Origin of the sequence: Stappia sp. ES.058, assembly GCF_900105595.1 — a bacterium.
Classification (GTDB): Bacteria; Pseudomonadota; Alphaproteobacteria; order Rhizobiales; family Stappiaceae; genus Stappia.
The window spans coordinates 602735-618669 of record NZ_LT629784.1 but is presented as its reverse complement, the minus strand read 5'-3'; the positions used below and the strand labels follow the sequence as shown (position 1 = coordinate 618669).

11 protein-coding genes are annotated in these 15935 nt (G+C 65.9%); 5 read left to right on the top strand and 6 right to left on the bottom strand.

What is annotated here, in order from left to right; all coding sequences use genetic code 11:
- Positions 1 to 7: 7 nt before the first annotated feature.
- Positions 8 to 439: a DUF4440 domain-containing protein gene (locus tag BLU32_RS02905; protein WP_093804908.1), complete on the bottom strand. Its 432-nt coding sequence runs from the start codon at positions 437 to 439 to the stop codon at positions 8 to 10.
- 1 nt (position 440) lies between these two features.
- Positions 441 to 1538, bottom strand: a complete 1098-nt coding sequence (locus BLU32_RS02900) for a ligase-associated DNA damage response exonuclease (protein ID WP_093810502.1) — start codon at positions 1536 to 1538, stop codon at positions 441 to 443.
- A 97-nt stretch (positions 1539 to 1635) separates the two neighbouring features.
- Here BLU32_RS02900 and BLU32_RS02895 point away from each other — a divergent pair, with 97 nt between their 5' ends.
- Together BLU32_RS02895 and pdeM are read left to right on the top strand one after the other, a co-directional pair.
- The gene (locus BLU32_RS02895) at positions 1636 to 4155 is read left to right on the top strand and encodes a ligase-associated DNA damage response DEXH box helicase (protein WP_093804907.1); all 2520 of its coding nucleotides are present in this window, start codon (positions 1636 to 1638) and stop codon (positions 4153 to 4155) included.
- Positions 4152 to 4877: a ligase-associated DNA damage response endonuclease PdeM gene (pdeM, locus tag BLU32_RS02890; protein ID WP_371326953.1), complete on the top strand. Its 726-nt coding sequence runs from the start codon at positions 4152 to 4154 to the stop codon at positions 4875 to 4877. Before BLU32_RS02895 ends, pdeM begins: the two co-directional genes overlap by 4 nt.
- A 27-nt stretch (positions 4878 to 4904) precedes the next feature.
- On the opposite strand, the gene BLU32_RS02885 is transcribed toward pdeM, so the two are convergent.
- The 4 genes from BLU32_RS02885 to BLU32_RS02870 form a co-directional block, all read right to left on the bottom strand.
- Positions 4905 to 5402, bottom strand: a complete 498-nt coding sequence (locus BLU32_RS02885) for a DUF3429 domain-containing protein (RefSeq protein ID WP_093804906.1) — start codon at positions 5400 to 5402, stop codon at positions 4905 to 4907.
- A gap of 46 nt (positions 5403 to 5448) precedes the next feature.
- The gene (locus BLU32_RS02880; RefSeq protein ID WP_093804905.1) at positions 5449 to 6240 is read right to left on the bottom strand and encodes a TIGR02186 family protein; all 792 of its coding nucleotides are present in this window, start codon (positions 6238 to 6240) and stop codon (positions 5449 to 5451) included.
- Positions 6237 to 7169, bottom strand: a complete 933-nt coding sequence (locus BLU32_RS02875; RefSeq protein WP_093810498.1) for a sulfite exporter TauE/SafE family protein — start codon at positions 7167 to 7169, stop codon at positions 6237 to 6239. The genes BLU32_RS02880 and BLU32_RS02875 overlap by 4 nt, the downstream gene beginning before the upstream one ends.
- A gap of 250 nt (positions 7170 to 7419) precedes the next feature.
- Positions 7420 to 11622 carry a peptidoglycan-binding protein gene (locus BLU32_RS02870; RefSeq protein ID WP_172838526.1) on the bottom strand — a complete coding sequence of 1401 codons (4203 nt, stop codon included), beginning with the start codon at positions 11620 to 11622 and terminating at the stop codon, positions 7420 to 7422.
- A gap of 354 nt (positions 11623 to 11976) precedes the next feature.
- On the opposite strand from BLU32_RS02870, the gene BLU32_RS02865 reads away from it, so the two are divergent.
- From BLU32_RS02865 to BLU32_RS02855, 3 genes are all read left to right on the top strand, one after another.
- Positions 11977 to 12435, top strand: coding sequence for a MerR family DNA-binding transcriptional regulator (locus tag BLU32_RS02865; protein WP_093810496.1), 459 nt, complete (start codon positions 11977 to 11979; stop codon positions 12433 to 12435).
- Positions 12436 to 12863: 428 nt separating this feature from the next.
- Positions 12864 to 14660: an acyl-CoA dehydrogenase C-terminal domain-containing protein gene (locus BLU32_RS02860; RefSeq protein ID WP_093804903.1), complete on the top strand. Its 1797-nt coding sequence runs from the start codon at positions 12864 to 12866 to the stop codon at positions 14658 to 14660.
- A gap of 126 nt (positions 14661 to 14786) precedes the next feature.
- Positions 14787 to 15914, top strand: coding sequence for an acyl-CoA dehydrogenase family protein (locus BLU32_RS02855; protein WP_093810494.1), 1128 nt, complete (start codon positions 14787 to 14789; stop codon positions 15912 to 15914).
- Positions 15915 to 15935: the final 21 nt, after the last annotated feature.

The window sequence follows — 15935 nt, the reverse complement described above, 5'->3', positions numbered from 1 at the left end:
ATGCGGATCACGGTTCGTTGACGATCATCGCAATCCGCCATGTGTCGCCGTCGAAAAGCAGATGATAATGGCAGGTGAACTCGAAGACCGCCTCGCCCTGGGCGTCCGACTGGACCCAGCTCAAGGTCGCCACTGCGGTATCGCCGCCGATATAGCCGGCCACGATCTCGTAGTCGGAGGCGACAACGCCCTCCTTGTCGAGCGCGGCCAGGAGTTTCTCGATGTTTTCCAGCAGTTCCTCGTCGTCGGCGAAGACATTGCCCTTGCCGAACTGCCAGATGACGTTCGGATAGGCGAAACAGTCGGCGACCGCATCCGCATCGAAATCGTCGAACGCCGCGCGATAGTCGTCGAAGAGGTCGAGAACCGCCGGCTCCAGCTCCGTTTCCCTCGCAACGTCGGAGTCTTCGTCCCGTTCCGCACCATTGTCCTGTGTCATGTCAGCCTCCTGCAGCCTTCCCCGCCATCGTTTCAGTTTCAGCCGTCCGCCCTGCGGATGTCCCATCGGGCGAGCCGGATTGGAGATCCTGTTCCGCCTCGCCATCGTCGCCGTAGCCGATGAGATTCAACGGCCTTGCCGCCAGCCCCTCTCCACGGCACCAGTGCACCAGCGCCTCTTCCGCGCCATGCGTCACCCAGACCTCGCCCGCGCCCGTCTCGCGGATCGTGGCGCGCAGATCGTCCCAGTCCGCATGATCGGAGATCACCAGCGGCAGCTCCGCCCCGCGCTGGCGTGCCCGCGCCCTGACCCGGACCCAGCCGCTGGCAATCGCGGTCACCGGGTCACCGAAGCGACGGGCCCAGCGGTCGGCCAATTGCCCCGGCGGGCACAGAACGATCTCGCCGGCAAGCTCCTTCGAGCGTCGCCCGACCGTTTCCAGCGTGCCGAGATCGACCCCTTCGGCCTCATAGAGACGGCAGAGCTTTTCCAGCGCGCCGTGCAGATAGATCGTGCGGTCGTATCCGGCGGCGCGCAGTTCCGCAATCACCCGCTGCGCCTTTCCAAGCGCATAGGCGCCGACAAGATGCGTGCGGTCGGGAAAGGTCTGCATCGAGGCCATGAGCTTTGCAATCTCGGCCCTCGCCGGCGGATGACGAAACACCGGCAGGCCGAAGGTCGCCTCGGTGATGAAGACGTCGCAGGCCACCGGCTCGAACGGCGCGCAGGTCAAATCCGCCTGGCGCTTGTAATCGCCCGAAACGACAACGCGCGTCCCCTGCCCCTCAAGCCGGATCTGCATGGAGCCGAGCACATGGCCGGCCGGATGAAACGACACAAGCACACCACCGATCTTCAGCGTTTTGCCCGGTTCGGCGCTTTGGCGGGTTCCGGTGAAGCCTTCCCCGTAGCGCACGGCCATGATTTTCAGCGTTTCGTCCGAGGCGAGCACGGCGCCGTGTCCGGCGCGCGCGTGATCGGCGTGGCCATGGGTGATCAACGCGCGCTCGACGGGGCGCGTCGGGTCGATGTGGAAACCGCCTTGCGGGCAATAAAGCCCCGCATCGGTGAGGGCGAGCAGATCGGCGCCAAGGGTCATGATCGGCAATGTAGGGTCGCCCCCGACGAATTGGAATGGACGACGCGTGGCGCGCGCCGCTCGACGCGAGGTCGGCAAGCCTCTATCTGTGAGCGCGATGGATGCCGCCGGCCCGCCCCTTCTTCCCGCCGACTTCCAGCGCTGGTTCGAAAGCCGGGGCTGGCAGGCGCGTGCGCACCAGCTCGACCTGCTGGAAACGGCACGGGGCGGGCGTTCGGCGCTCCTCATCGCGCCGACCGGCGCCGGCAAGACGCTGGCCGGCTTCCTGCCGAGCCTGACGGAGCTCGCGGAACGCCCGCGCGCGAAACCCGGCTCCGCGAACGTCCGGCGCGGGGTGCACACGCTCTACATCTCGCCGCTCAAGGCGCTCGCCGTCGACATCGCCCGCAATCTCGAAGCGCCGGTTGCAGGCATCGGCCTCGACATCCGCATCGAGACGCGCACCGGCGACACGCCCTCCCACAAGCGCCAGCGGCAAAAGAAGATCCCGCCCGACATCCTGCTGACGACGCCGGAGCAGGTCGCGCTGCTCCTGTCCGACGCGCAGGGCCGCGAGATGCTGTCGGATGTGAAGACCGTCATCCTGGACGAACTGCATGCGCTCGTCACCTCCAAGCGCGGCGACCTGCTTTCGCTCGGACTTGCGGCGCTGCGCCGGCTGTCGCCGAAGCTTCGCACCATCGGCCTGTCGGCGACGGTCGCAGAGCCCGACGACCTGCGCGCGTATCTGGTCGAGCAGACCGACGCGGAAACGCGGACGCTTGCCGATCTCGTGACGGTCTCGGGCGGGGCCGCGCCCGACATCACCATTCTCGACACCGACGAGCGGCTGCCGTGGTCCGGCCATTCCGCCCGCCACGCCGTGCCGGACATCTACGAGATCATCAAGAAGCACAGCACCAGCCTCGTCTTCGTCAACACGCGCTCACAGGCCGAAGCCTTGTTTCAGGCGCTGTGGCACGTCAACGACGACAATCTGCCGATTGCCCTGCACCACGGCTCGCTCGACGTCGGCCAGCGGCGCAAGGTGGAGGCGGCAATGGCGGCGGGCACGCTTCGCGCCATCGTTTGCACCTCCTCGCTCGATCTCGGCATCGACTGGGGCGATGTCGATCTCGTGGTGAATGTCGGCGCGCCCAAGGGCGCAAGCCGTCTTGCGCAGCGCATCGGCCGCTCCAACCACCGCATGGACGAGCCGTCGCGCGCCATCCTGGTGCCGGCCAACCGCTTCGAGGTGATGGAGTGCCAGGCAGCGCTTGCCGCCTCGCGCGCCGGCGAACAGGACACCCCGCCCCTGCGCACCGGCGCGCTCGACGTGCTCGCCCAGCACATTCTGGGCGTCGCCTGCGCGGGGCCGTTCTCCCCCGATACGCTGTTTCGGGAGATCCGTACGGCGGAACCCTATCGCGGCCTCACCCGGCACGATTTCGACCGCACCGTCGCCTTCGTGGCGACTGGCGGTTATGCGCTGCGCACCTATGAGCGCTACGCCCGGCTGAAGGACAACGGCGACGGACGGCTGCGCCTCGCCCACCCCTCCTTCGCCCAACAGTACCGGCTGAACGTCGGCACCATCGTCGAGGCGCCAATGCTGAAGGTGCGGCTGGTGCGCTCCAAGGCCGAAGGACGACGCGCGCCGATCGGGCGCGGCGGGCGCATGCTCGGCGAGATCGAGGAATGGTTCGTCGACCAGCTCATCCCCGGCGACACGTTTCTCTTCGCCGGCGAGATCCTGCGGTTCGAGGCGATCCGCGAGAACGAGGTCTACGTTTCGCGCGCCCGCGCCCAGGCGCCAAAGGTCCCCTCCTATCAGGGCGGCAAGTTTCCGCTGTCGACCTATCTGGCGGCCAGCGTCAGGGCGATGCTCGCCGATCCGCAGAGCTGGTCCCGGCTGCCCGGACAGGTGCGCGACTGGCTGGAGCTTCAGCGGCTCCATTCCGCGCTTCCAAAGGCCGACGGCCTGCTGGTGGAAACCTTCCCGCGCGCCAACACGCATTATCTCGTCTGCTACCCCTTCGACGGGCGGCTGGCGCATCAAACGCTCGGCATGCTGCTCACCCGGCGGCTGGAGCGCGCCGGCGCGCGCCCGCTCGGCTTCGTCGCCAACGACTATGCGCTGGCCGTGTGGGGCCTGTCGGATCTCGGCACCATGATCAAAAGCGGCGACCTGTCGCTCGATGCCCTGTTCGACGAGGACATGCTCGGCGACGATCTCGATGCCTGGCTGGCGGAATCGAGCCTGATGAAACGCACCTTCCGCACCTGCGCGGTCATCGCAGGACTGATCGAGCGCCGGCATCCGGGCAAGGAGAAGAGCGGCCGGCAGGTCACCGTTTCCGCCGACCTGATCTACGACGTGCTGCGCCGGCACGAGCCGGATCACATCCTTTTGGACGCAACCTGGCAGGATGCGGCGCAAGGACTTCTGGATATCTCCAGATTGGGCGAACTTCTGCGCCGAATTCAGGGCCGAATCGCGCATACTGCGCTTGATCGGGTGTCCCCGCTCGCCGTTCCGGTGATGCTGGAAATCGGCAAGGAGCCCGTGATCGGCGCCGCGCAGGAAACCTTGCTGAGCGAGGCCGCCGACGATCTTGTCAGGGAGGCAATGGGGTGAGTCCCTTTACCGCGCAGCAACCGGCACGGCGCTTTGCGCCCGTGTGCCACGACATCTCGCTTGCCGGCGAGCTTGTCGGTCTCCACGACAGCGGTGCGCTGTGGTGGCCGGACGAGGACACGCTGATCGTCTCCGACCTGCATTTCGAGAAAGGCTCCAGCTACGCCCGTCGCGGCGTCATGCTGCCGCCCTATGACACCGCCGCGACGCTGGAAAAGCTTGCCGGCGCGATCGACGCCTTCGACCCGAGCCGCGTGATCGCATTGGGTGACAGCTTTCACGATGCCAACGGCTCCGACCGGCTGCCGGCCACGTACCGGGCGATGCTGACGACGCTGCAGCTCGGACGCGAATGGATCTGGATCACCGGAAATCACGATCCGGTCGCACCGGTTTCGCTGTGCGGCGAGACGATGGAAGAGGTCCGGCTCGCCGGCCTCGCCTTCCGGCACGAACCGGCCGAGGACGCGGCACCTGGAGAGGTCTGCGGCCACCTGCATCCGGCGGCGCGCATCCGCCGCTACGGGCGCAGCGTGCGGCGCCCCTGTTTCGCGACCGACGGACACCGTCTGGTGCTTCCGGCTTTCGGCGTTCTGACCGGCGGCCTCAATGTGCTGGACGAAGCCTGGTCGGGACTGTTTCCGCCCAGAAGCTTCTCGGTGTTCATGCTCGGAGAAGGCCGTCTCTACCCCTTCACGGCGAGCCGCCTCGTCGCGGACTGATTGCAGCCGACCACCCGCCGCAGCCCTTCAGAACCTGAGAAGAATGAGCAGGCTTGCCGCCGAGACGAGAAGGCTCGCGACAACGATCACGGTCAGCCGACGGCGCAGGGTCACATACCATTGGGGCAGCGTGCCGCTTTCGCCGGCGTACAGGTCCCAGCCGCCTTGCAGCAGGAACCCGCAGGCAAGCACCAGCAGGCCCCAGCTTGGCGGAAGAAGCGCCGCACACCATCCGCCGAGTGAAGGCGCGACCGACCAGACGAAGACGCGGGCGTCGGCGCGGGCTGTGGCGACCGCAATGCCCCATCGCACGCCACCGAGAAATGACAGGATCACCGCGCCATAGACGACAAGCGCCATGGCCGCGAAGGCCGGGAGGTCCTTGGCTTCCACGAAGCGGAACGCGGCCGCCGTCAGGCAGACCGCACCGGCAATGAACGGAATAAGGCCGGCATACCCAAGCTCACGTGAAAAACGCGGTGAACGATGGTCGGGGCCGACTGGATCTGCGGGTTCAAAGGTCACAGCAACGACCCTGACTTGGCCTGGTTGTCCTTGTCAAATCTACGTCTCAATCGCGGCGGAAGATCACTCCGGCCAGCCAGCCCGTGAAAATCGCCAGAGCAACGGCCAGAAGGCCATAAAGGGCGGAATTCTGATAGGCCAGCCTGTAGGTGAATTGCTCGAAACCGGACTTGGCGATGGTCAGCCGTTCTTCGGCCTGGGCAAGCAGCGCCCCGCCACGCAGCAGATAGGTGGACACCGTGTATTCGCCCACCGGCACATTGGCGGGCAGGGAAACCGACGTCCGAAACAGCGAATCACTCAGGAACTCGATGCTTTCCGTCTCTTCCTGATAGAGACCGCTTTGAATTCGAAGGCGCAGGAATGCGGCCCGGAAATTGTCACGGTCGCCGATGGGAACGTCGGAGGCGACCGCGATCGGCAGATTGAGATTGTTCAGGCCGATGCGGTGTCGCTCCAGCACCGTGCGCGAAGCCATTTCATACGGCGCGCGGGTGGTGTGCACAGCCAGAAAACTCGGCACGTTCTCGAAGGTCTCGGAATCCCGGTTCACCCAGATACCCATGAAACGGCCCTTGCGCCGGGTGGTGACCTGCTGCTCCGGCCCGGAGACCACGACTGCGAGGTCATAAGGATCCGGACGGGCAACGGTCAGCGCATCCCGGGAGATTTCGCCGAACACGACGATGCGCGTACCGGTGAAGTTGGATTCGATGTTCACCCGGTCGGAGGACAAGGCGGAGATCAGGTTTTCCGCGCGCGCGGGAGCCACCACGGCCACGGCGAACGGCAGCGCAAGGCCGAGGAGCAAGACCGTGCAAAGTGCCTTCCATCTCATCGCAGCACCTCCGCGATCGCGACGGAAACAGAGAAGATCTCGTCAGGCTGAAGCACGAGGTTGACGGCGAAGCGCACGCCCACCGACAGCACGAGAAGCGCAAGCAGCAGCCGCAACTGGTCGCCGCGCAGTTTCTGGCCCATGCGCGCACCGAACTGGGCGCCGATCACGCCGCCGATCATCAGGGCCAACGCCAGAACGATGTCGACGGACTGGGTCGACATCGCGTGCAGAAACGTCGCCGCCGCCATGGTGAAAAGGATCTGCAGCAGCGATGTTCCGATCACGATATTGGTCGGCACGCGCAGCAGATAAATCAGCGCCGGCACCATCATGAAGCCGCCGCCGATGCCGAGGATACTGCCGAGAAAGCCGATCACCGCGCCGAGCACGACGATCGGGATCACGCTGACATAAAGACGCGACTGGCGGAACCGCATCTTGAACGGCAGCCCGTGCACCCAGTTGTGACGGCCGGGCCGGCGGGTGGCAACGCGCGCGCCGCTCTTGCGTCGCGCCATCGCGCGGATCGATTCAAACAGCATCAGCCCGCCGATCGCGCTCAGGAACGTCACATAGGACAGCGAGATCACCAGATCGAGCTGGCCGAGCGCGCGCAAGAGGTCAAACAGCCAGACGCCGATTGCCGAACCGGCAACACCGCCGACCAGCAGCATTCCCGCAAGCTTGAAATCGATCATCTTGCGTCGCCAATAGGCGACCACACCCGACGCGGACGACGCAACGACCTGTGTCGTCACCGTCGCGACGGAAACCGCTGGCGGGATGCCTGAGAAAATCAGCAAGGGGGTGAGCAAAAAGCCGCCGCCAATGCCGAACAAGCCCGACAGAAAGCCGACGGCCCCTCCCATACCGAACAACATGAACATGTTGACGGGCAACTCGGCGATGGGCAGATAGATTTGCACGTCACACCGGCGACTGGGCCGCTCGCTTGCCCGGGCGGCATGTTGGAGATGAGGCGGCACATGGTCGAACAGCTTGTCGACCCCCGGGCGCGCCACCAAAACTATCTGGCGGCAGCGCCTTCATCTCGATAAAGCGCGCTTGCGACAGGCGTGTCAACGCCAGACGCCTGTCGGCTCATCGAAATCCGCCGTGAACTTTCAACGCGTTTGCTTGCCGGACCGGAACCCTGAAACCTCAGGATGCAGACCCTTAGATCGACTGACCGGACAGTGCTTTCAAAAGATCCGCGCTTACCTTGCCCGTGACCGGCAGACCGGACGCCTTTTCGAAGGCACGCACCGCATCCCTTGTCCGGGTGCCGATCTGGCCATCCGGCGCACCGGGATCGAAACCGCGCTTTGCAAGCAGCTTTTGCGCCATCATCACCATGTCCCTTGGATCACCGGAGTAGGCGGCACGCGACACCGAGTCTGCCGGGGCCGACCATGACGGCTTCAAGTCGACCTCATTGGCTACGGCGGAACGCGGTGCTTCCTTCCAGTTGGCAACGGCAAGCCGAGCTTCGGCCAGTTGCTCCTTGGACAGCATGTTCGCCAGTTCGTCGCGCTTGTTTGCGGCATCGCCGTCGCCCTGGGCGGCGGCAAGCGCGAACCACTTGTAGCTCTCGACGAGGTTTTTCTCCAGGCCAAGTCCGCGCGCATAGAGAATGCCGAGATTGTACTGACTGTCGGCCAATCCGAAGTTCGCGGCTTTCTTGAACCAGAAGGCGGCATCACGGAATTCCGGATTGCCGGAAATACCTTCCGCGTAGAGCACCGCAAGATTGTGCGATGCCTTGGCATTGCCCTGCTTTGCGGCAAGCGCGTACCAGTCGCGCGCCGCCGAAAGGTCGCGCGTCACCCCGCGCCCCTTTTCATAGAGCGAGCCGAGACGGTATTGCGCCGGAGCGAGACCGGCCTGCGAAGCCTTTTCATAGTAACTCGCAGCCTTCTGAAGATCCGGCGTCACGCCGGTCCCTTCCGTGTAGCGGGCGGCGATGGCGAACAATGCCTTGGGATCCCCCGCGGCGGCGGCCTGGCGCAACGACAACGGGCCAACGTCCTGGGGAATGGCGGCAAGAGCGTCGCCGCCGGCTTCGGCCACGGGAGCCGAACGGTCGCCCTCCGGGCGCGCACCCGCATCCAGTCCGCTCATGCTGGCGGGTCTCTGGAACTGCGTGGCGGGAATGCTTCCGGGCTCGGCGGAAAAGCCGTTCTGGACATTTGCCGGCGGCGCGAACGCCATGTTCGGCATGTCGCCAGAGTCGGCCGGCGCCGTTTCCGCGCGTCCGGCCCCGGCATCAGACCCTCCGGGCGCTGTGGCAGAAGAGGTCGCAGGCGGGGACTGTTCCGGAGAGCTTACGGATGTTTCGGCAGCAGGTGCGGCGCGCTCGGACTGCGAGGTCGTCGACGCCTGCTGGACAGGCTGTTGTGCGCCGGGTTCGTCGACCGGCTGCTCTATGGCCGCCGGGGCGTCCAGACCTGCGACGTCGCCGGAGGTCGGCGATACCTGCTTGAAGATCTGAAGCGCGCCGATGGCGATCACCACCGCCGCCGCCGCCAAAAGCACGGCCCGGCGCCCGCCGCTGGAAAACAGCGACCCCTTGCCCTTCGTTTCGCTCAGGTCCTGAGGATCGGGCTCCCCGGGACGTCCTTCCGCCCGCAATTCCGGAGCTGCCGTGGGCGGCATGTCCGCCTTGCCGTGCCGACTGCGCGGGCCGTCGCGACGATCCTTGCCGCTCGCCGCCTCGACAGGCGCCTCGACAGAGGGTGCCGACGCATCCGCCGCCTTGCGCTTTCCAGGCAGACGCGAGCGCAACCAGCCAGCCGCCGTCGCCGTCTTGCCGCCGTCGGTTGCCGCTTCATCGCGGGACTTGCCGCCAAGAAGACTGCGCGGCGACTTCTGTTCCTGAACCTCGGCGGCGGCCGCCTGGGCGGCGCGGCGCGCGGCGGCGATGAAATCGGCCTTGCGGTCGCGCGGGTCACCCTGCACATCGGACGGGTCGGCTGTACGTTGCGCCTGCGGGCGCGCCTGCGCCACGGGTTGCGCAGAGGCGTGTGCAGCCGGCTGCCGGGGGTGGCTTTCCCTAACGGGGACGGCAGCGGACTGAGACCGCGGATCAAGCCGCATCTGCGGCTTTTGGGCCGAAACAGGCTTGCCGGACCCCGGCTCGAGCGGCCGATCGTCTTCCACCGCTCCCATATCGCCGCCGACCGGGCCGGGGGCACCGACTTCCAGTGACATCAACCGCTTGTTGATCGAGGCCATGACGTCCTGGACACTGTCCATCGATTCCCGGGTGCGGCGTTCTGAGCTGGTCGCCGCGTCGAGGAGCCGGTCGAGATCGCCGCGCAACGCGTCGGCCACTTCACCGCCGGCGCTGCCATTGGCGCTCACCAGGGACTGCAGATCGCCGAGCCGCGAGAAGCCGTGCTCGGCCGCATCGAGCTTTTCGGCAAGCGCTGAAATCTTGTCTTCGATCAGGGAGAGTGCGGCGCCGTCATCCCCCGGCGACTCCCGATTGATGGCCTCCGAGAGATCGCGCAACTGGGCTTCCAGCTGCGCCGTTGCAGGCGCTGCCGACAGTTGGTCACGCAGCGAGGCGATCTCCTGATGCAGCGTGGAGAGGTCCTCGCCCTGCGCGGGAGCGCCGGCACTTTCCATGCGCTCGTTGAGGCGCGCGATACCGCCTTCCAGCCGCGAAATGAGATCAGCCTCGATGGACGCCTCATTGCCACCCGCGTTCAGCGTCACGGTGCCGGGCCGGTCGAGAGCGTCGATCTTGCCATCGATGGCGGCGAGACGCTTTTCCAGAAGCGTAAAGGCCGCGTCGTAGCTCGGCGGCATCTGCCGCGCGTTCTCGATGCGCTTCAGCCGGCCGGCGATTTCGCCGAGGTGCTCCTCGAGCCTCGGATCGGGTGCGGCGGCGCGCTCGGCACGGTCATCGGCCAGCATTCCGGCAATCTGCTCGAGACGGTCGTTGAGGCGGTCCACGGCCCCGGCCTGGGGCGCGCGGGTTTCCATCGCCTCCAGCCGGCCCTCGATGGCGCGCTGCCCGTCCGCGAGCCGCTCGATCGCATCGAAACGAACCGACAGCGCGGACAGACGCTCGTCGATCCCGCCAAGAAGATCCTGGACATCGATGCGTTCGACCAGTTCGCGCACGGCCCGGATTTCGCCGCGAAGCGCCGCAACATCCTCACCGCCGGACCGGCGCACAAGTTCTTCGACCCGGTGACCGATATCGGCGACCCGGTCGTCGAGCGCGACCAGCTGGTCGGCGCGCGGCACCACGCGAAAAGCGTCCTCGATCTCCATCAGCCGCTGGCCGAGGTCTTCCAGAAGACGCGGTTCGGCGCGGTCGCGGGCCAGTTCGTCGAGACGCTGGACGAGATGCGCATAGCCGCTTTCCAGCGACTTCAGCATGCCGTCGACATTGGACTGGCCGATCAGCGCGCGCAGGTCCGAGATCTCGGCGCGCATCTCGCGCGACAGGCGCATGTCGGAGCGGTCGGTGCGCATCCGCTCAACCGCCTCGGACAGACGGCGGATCTCGCCGCTGTCGCGGGCGGGCGGGCGATTGCGTTCTGCACGCAGCGAGTCCACAAGCGCGGAGCGCAGATCTCCGATGTCGCGACGCATGGTGGCGAGGGCTTCGTCGCGCGGATCGTTGGCTTCGTCGATGCGGCGGGCGAGATCGTTGAACAGGGGACGCAGTTCCTCACCCAGTTCCGAGGCATCGCCGATGGGCGAACGCTGCGGCGCAGCACTTGCCCGAAGGTCGCGCGGATCGGCGTCATACGCGTCGTAGGCCGGTGCGGCATCATGATAGGCGGGCGCATGGCGTCCCCTTGAGGGGGCCGCCGGAGCATAGCCGTCGATGCCGCCGGGTCCGTAGTCCGGCACGAAGCGCGAGGGCTGACGCGCGTGGCGGACAGGACGCGCCGGCTCCTCGTCTTCAACCTGCTGGGCGTGAGCGGTATGCGAAAGGTCCTCGACGCGACGGTCGAGCCGGTCGAGCGCTCCCAGCACCGCCTCGATGCGGCTGGTGCGGGCGTCGTCGACGGAGTTGGGGCCGGCATCACCCGCCGGGGCCGGGCGCTGCGCGGAGCGCGCACGAGCGGCGGCGGCACGGCGGGACTGACGATTGGGAGCGGTTTGCGGCGCCGTGTCATGCCCTGCGGCGGCGGGATCCATCAACCGCTCCAGGGCGTCGGCGACCTCGCTCAGCTGTTCCTGCGCACGGGCCCGGCCCGGATGTGGCGCAGACGGGGGCGGCTCCGAAGCGCCGCGCCAGGCCGGAGCCCGATGATGCGGTTCATACCACGCATCGTCGGCGCCCTCCGCGCTGTAGCGGGGGTCTGTGTCCGGCTGTGTGCCGCGGGGGGTGCGATAACGCGCTGTCCAGGACATGCTAGGGGCCTCTTCACCCGATACGGAGCGCCTCTCGACGCGCACAGTCTTCTTCATCCATTTCGCCAAACGCCATCCGGCAGCGCGACGACCTGGAGTCAAACTCTCACCGGTTATGGTAAACACCTGGTTAAGCGCCAAAATTACATGGTTAACCAAAGATGAAGATATTCCGGCGCCAGCGATGAACGCCCCGGTTCCGGACGCGATGAACCTTGACGCTTACGTTTACGGAAGATATTCGGAAGCCTGAGGTTACGTACTGTCATGCGTCGGGCACCGGCGGATGACCAAAGGCCGCGCCGCCCCTTCGGGACCGGCACCCCGGCTCTTCAGGCAAGACAGGAATACGGCATGAGCGAAGCGCTTTCGGTCAACAACGACATCGTCGAGGCGGTCGCCGCCAAGGACGATTCGACCAAGAAGACGCTCTTCACCATCGGCGATCTCGCCAAGGAGTTTGGCGTCACACTGCGGACGCTGCGCTTCTATGAGGACCGCGGCCTGATCAACCCGCGCCGCGACGGCATGAACCGGGTCTACACGCGCCGCGACCGCGCGCGCCTCAAACTTGTTCTGATGGGCAAGCGCGTCGGCTTCTCGCTGGCGGAAATCCGGGACATGCTGGACCTCTACGATCTGCGCGACGGTCAGGTGACGCAGTTGCGCGTGGCGCTGTCGCGCTTCCAGGGCCAGATCGACGTGCTGGTCGATCAGCGCCGCGACATCGACCAGGCGATCGAGGAACTCGGCCGCACCGTCGAGATCGTCTCCGGCATGCTGAAGCACAAGGAAAGCGAACCGGCGGAGTGATCCGCCTGTAGCCTCCCCCCTCGTCGCTCGCAACCGGCACCGCTCCGGCCCGGACGGGGATAATCGCGGCCGCCGCACGGGGGCCCCTCGTCTCTCCGCCACCGCCGCTCATGCGACTTGTCCCCTCCCCTTGCACGGGGTGTCCCCGCCACCGAGACATTGTCAATTTCTGCGGAGCGGATGCAATTCGCGTCAACTTCGTAAATTTCGAGATCAAATTTGCCAATTTCGCGATCAATTTTGACGCGTATTGCAACAAAGCTGGCCGGATTTCGAGAAAATAAGCGCATGCTGCCGCGAGGACACGTCTTGCTCCGTCGCGGACACGGCCCTATAAAGAGCCCGAGGTGACGTTTACGGAAACGTCAGGTGCGGATCTGCCGGGCAGGCCGCAGCCGAGATCGACAATTGGACCGGGAGGCAATGCCATGCCGAGCTACACAGCCCCAGTGAAGGATGTGACTTTCCTGCTCAACGATGTGCTGGACTTCCAGCGCCACGGCAACCTGCCGGGCTTCGGCGAGGCGACGCCGGACCTGATCGAGGCGATTCTCGGCGAAGGTGCGCGCTTTTGCGAGGAGGTGTTGACGCCGATCAACGTCTCCGGCGACCGCGAGGGCTGCACCCGCCACGACGATGGCTCGGTGACGACGCCGGCCGGTTTCAAGAACGCCTATCGCACCTATACCGAAAACGGCTGGATCGCCCTGTCGATGCCGGAGGAATTCGGCGGCCAGGGCCTGCCGACGACGCTGAACACCATCATCCAGGAGTTCATGTCGGCCGCCAATCTCGCCTGGGGCATGTACCCCGGCCTGTCGCAGGGCGCGGCGGCGGCCCTTGTCGAGCATGCCTCCGAAGAGCAGAAGGCGCTCTATCTCCCCAAACTCGCCTCCGGCGACTGGTCCGGCACGATGAACCTGACGGAGCCGCATTGCGGCACCGATCTCGGCATGATCAAGACCAAGGCCGTGCCGAACGGCGACGGCAGCTACAAGATCACGGGCCAGAAGATCTTCATTTCCGCCGGCGAGCACGACATGACGTCGAACATCGTCCATCTGGTGCTCGCCCGCATCGAGGGCGCGCCGGAAGGCACCAAGGGCATCTCGCTTTTCGTCGCCCCGAAGTTCCTGCCGGATGAAAACGGCGAGCCGGGCGAGCGCAACGCGGTCTCCTGCGGCTCGCTGGAAGAAAAGATGGGCATTCACGGCAACGCCACCTGCGTGATGAACTACGACGGCGCCACCGGCTGGCTCGTCGGCGAGGAGAATCGGGGGCTCGCCGCCATGTTCGTGATGATGAACGAGGCGCGGCTCGCCGTCGGGGTGCAGGGTCTGGGACAGTCGGAAGTCGCCTATCAAAACGCCGCCGCCTATGCGCGCGAGCGCATCCAGGGGCGGGCGCTTTCGGGGCCGAAGAACCCGAACGACAAGGCCGATCCGATCATCGTGCACCCGGACGTGCGGCGAACGCTGATGTCGATCCGCGCCTTCAACGAGGCGGCACGGGCGCTGGTGCTTTGGACCGCGCTGCAGTCCGATATCGCCCATCGTTCGGACGACGCGGGCGAGCGCCAGGCCGCGGACGATCACATGGGGCTGATGACGCCGGTGATCAAAGGCGTGCTGACGGATGTCGGTTTCGACAACACGGTCGCGGCACAACAGATGCTCGGCGGGCACGGCTATATCGAGGAATGGGGCATGTCGCAATTCGTGCGCGATGCCCGTATCGCCATGATCTACGAGGGTGCAAACGGCATCCAGGCGCTGGATCTGGTCGGCCGCAAGTTGCCGAAGGACGGCGGCCGCGCGGTGATGGCTTTTTTCAACGAGGTCGGCGCCTTCCTGAAGGACAACAAGAACGAGGAAGCGCTCGCGCCGCTGCTTCCCCCGCTCAAGGCCGGTCTCGACGACCTGCAGGCGGCGACCATGTGGTTCATGAACAACGCCATGGCGAAGCCCGACAATGCCGGCGCCGGCTCGACCGACTACATGCATCTCTTCGGCATCGTCGCGCTCGGCTACATGTCGGCCCGCATGGCCAAGGCCTCCGCCAAGGCCCTTGCCGCCGGCGAGACCGACGACGCCGCCTTCCACGAGACGAAACTGACACTGGCGAAGCACTTCATGGAACGCCACATGCCGGAGACCAGCTTGCGGCTCGCCCGCGTTTCCGCCGGCGCGGACACGATGATGGGGCTCGACGCCGAAGCGTTTTGATCGCGTCCGCCAGAAGACGCGCGAACGACACGGAACACAGGGCGCGCGGCAATCCGCCGCGACACGCCCACCACGCCAGGGGAGGAGACTTGCGTGACTGTTTTGAATGTCGCACCGCCGGACTGGATGGACGACGAGCTGACCATGCTCGACGATGCCTTCATCCGTTTTCTCGAACGCGAGATCGCGCCCGACTATGAGGAGTGGGTCGAGGCGGGCAGCGTCACCCGCGATGCCTGGAAGGCGACCGGCGCCGGCGGTTTCCTCTGCCCGGCGATGCCGGAGGAGTATGGTGCGGCCGGCGGCACCTTCGCGCATGAATCGGTGATCATCCGCCGTCTCGGCCTCGAGGGTCTCGACCATTTCGGCATCGCGCTGCATTCCGCGATCGTCGCCCCCTACATCGCGCATTACGGATCGGACGAGCAGAAGGCCCGCTGGCTGCCGGGTCTCGTCTCCGGCGAATTGGTCGGCGCCATCGCCATGACGGAACCAGGCGCCGGCTCCGACCTACAGGCGGTCAAGACGAGCGCCGTGCGCGACGGCAACCACTATGTGATCAACGGCTCCAAGACCTTCATCACCAACGGGCAGCTCGCCAATCTGATCGTCGTCGTCGCCAAGACCGATCCGAAGGTCGGCGCCAAGGGCGTATCGCTTTTCGTGGTGGAGACCGACAAGGTCGAGGGGTTCCGGCGCGGCCGCAATCTCGACAAGCTCGGCTTCAAGGGCAACGACACCTCGGAGCTTTTCTTCGACGATGTGCGGGTTCCCGCCGATGCGCTGCTCGGCAGCGAGGAGGGCCAGGGGTTCTATCAACTGATGGAACAGCTTCCGCAGGAACGCCTGCTGGTCGCCGTGCAGGCGATGGCGGCGGTCGAACGGGCGCTGGCGCTCACGCTCGACTACGTCAAGGAGCGCAAGGCCTTCGGCAAACGGGTGCTCGATTTCCAGAACACCCAGTTCAAGCTGGCCGAGCTCAAGACGGAAGCCACCATCGGGCAGGTTTTCGTCAATGACTGCATCGCCAAGCTCGTCGAGGGCAAGCTCGACAGTGTGACCGCCTCGATGGCCAAATACTGGTGCACCGACCTTCAGATGAAGGTGATGGACGAATGCCTCCAGTTCTTCGGCGGCTACGGCTACATGACCGAATACCCGATTTCCCGCCTGTTCGCGGACGCCCGCGTGCAACGCATCTACGCGGGAACCAACGAGATCATGAAGGTGCTGATCGCGCGCAGCCTCCAGTGACGGACGTCCGAGACGCATCCG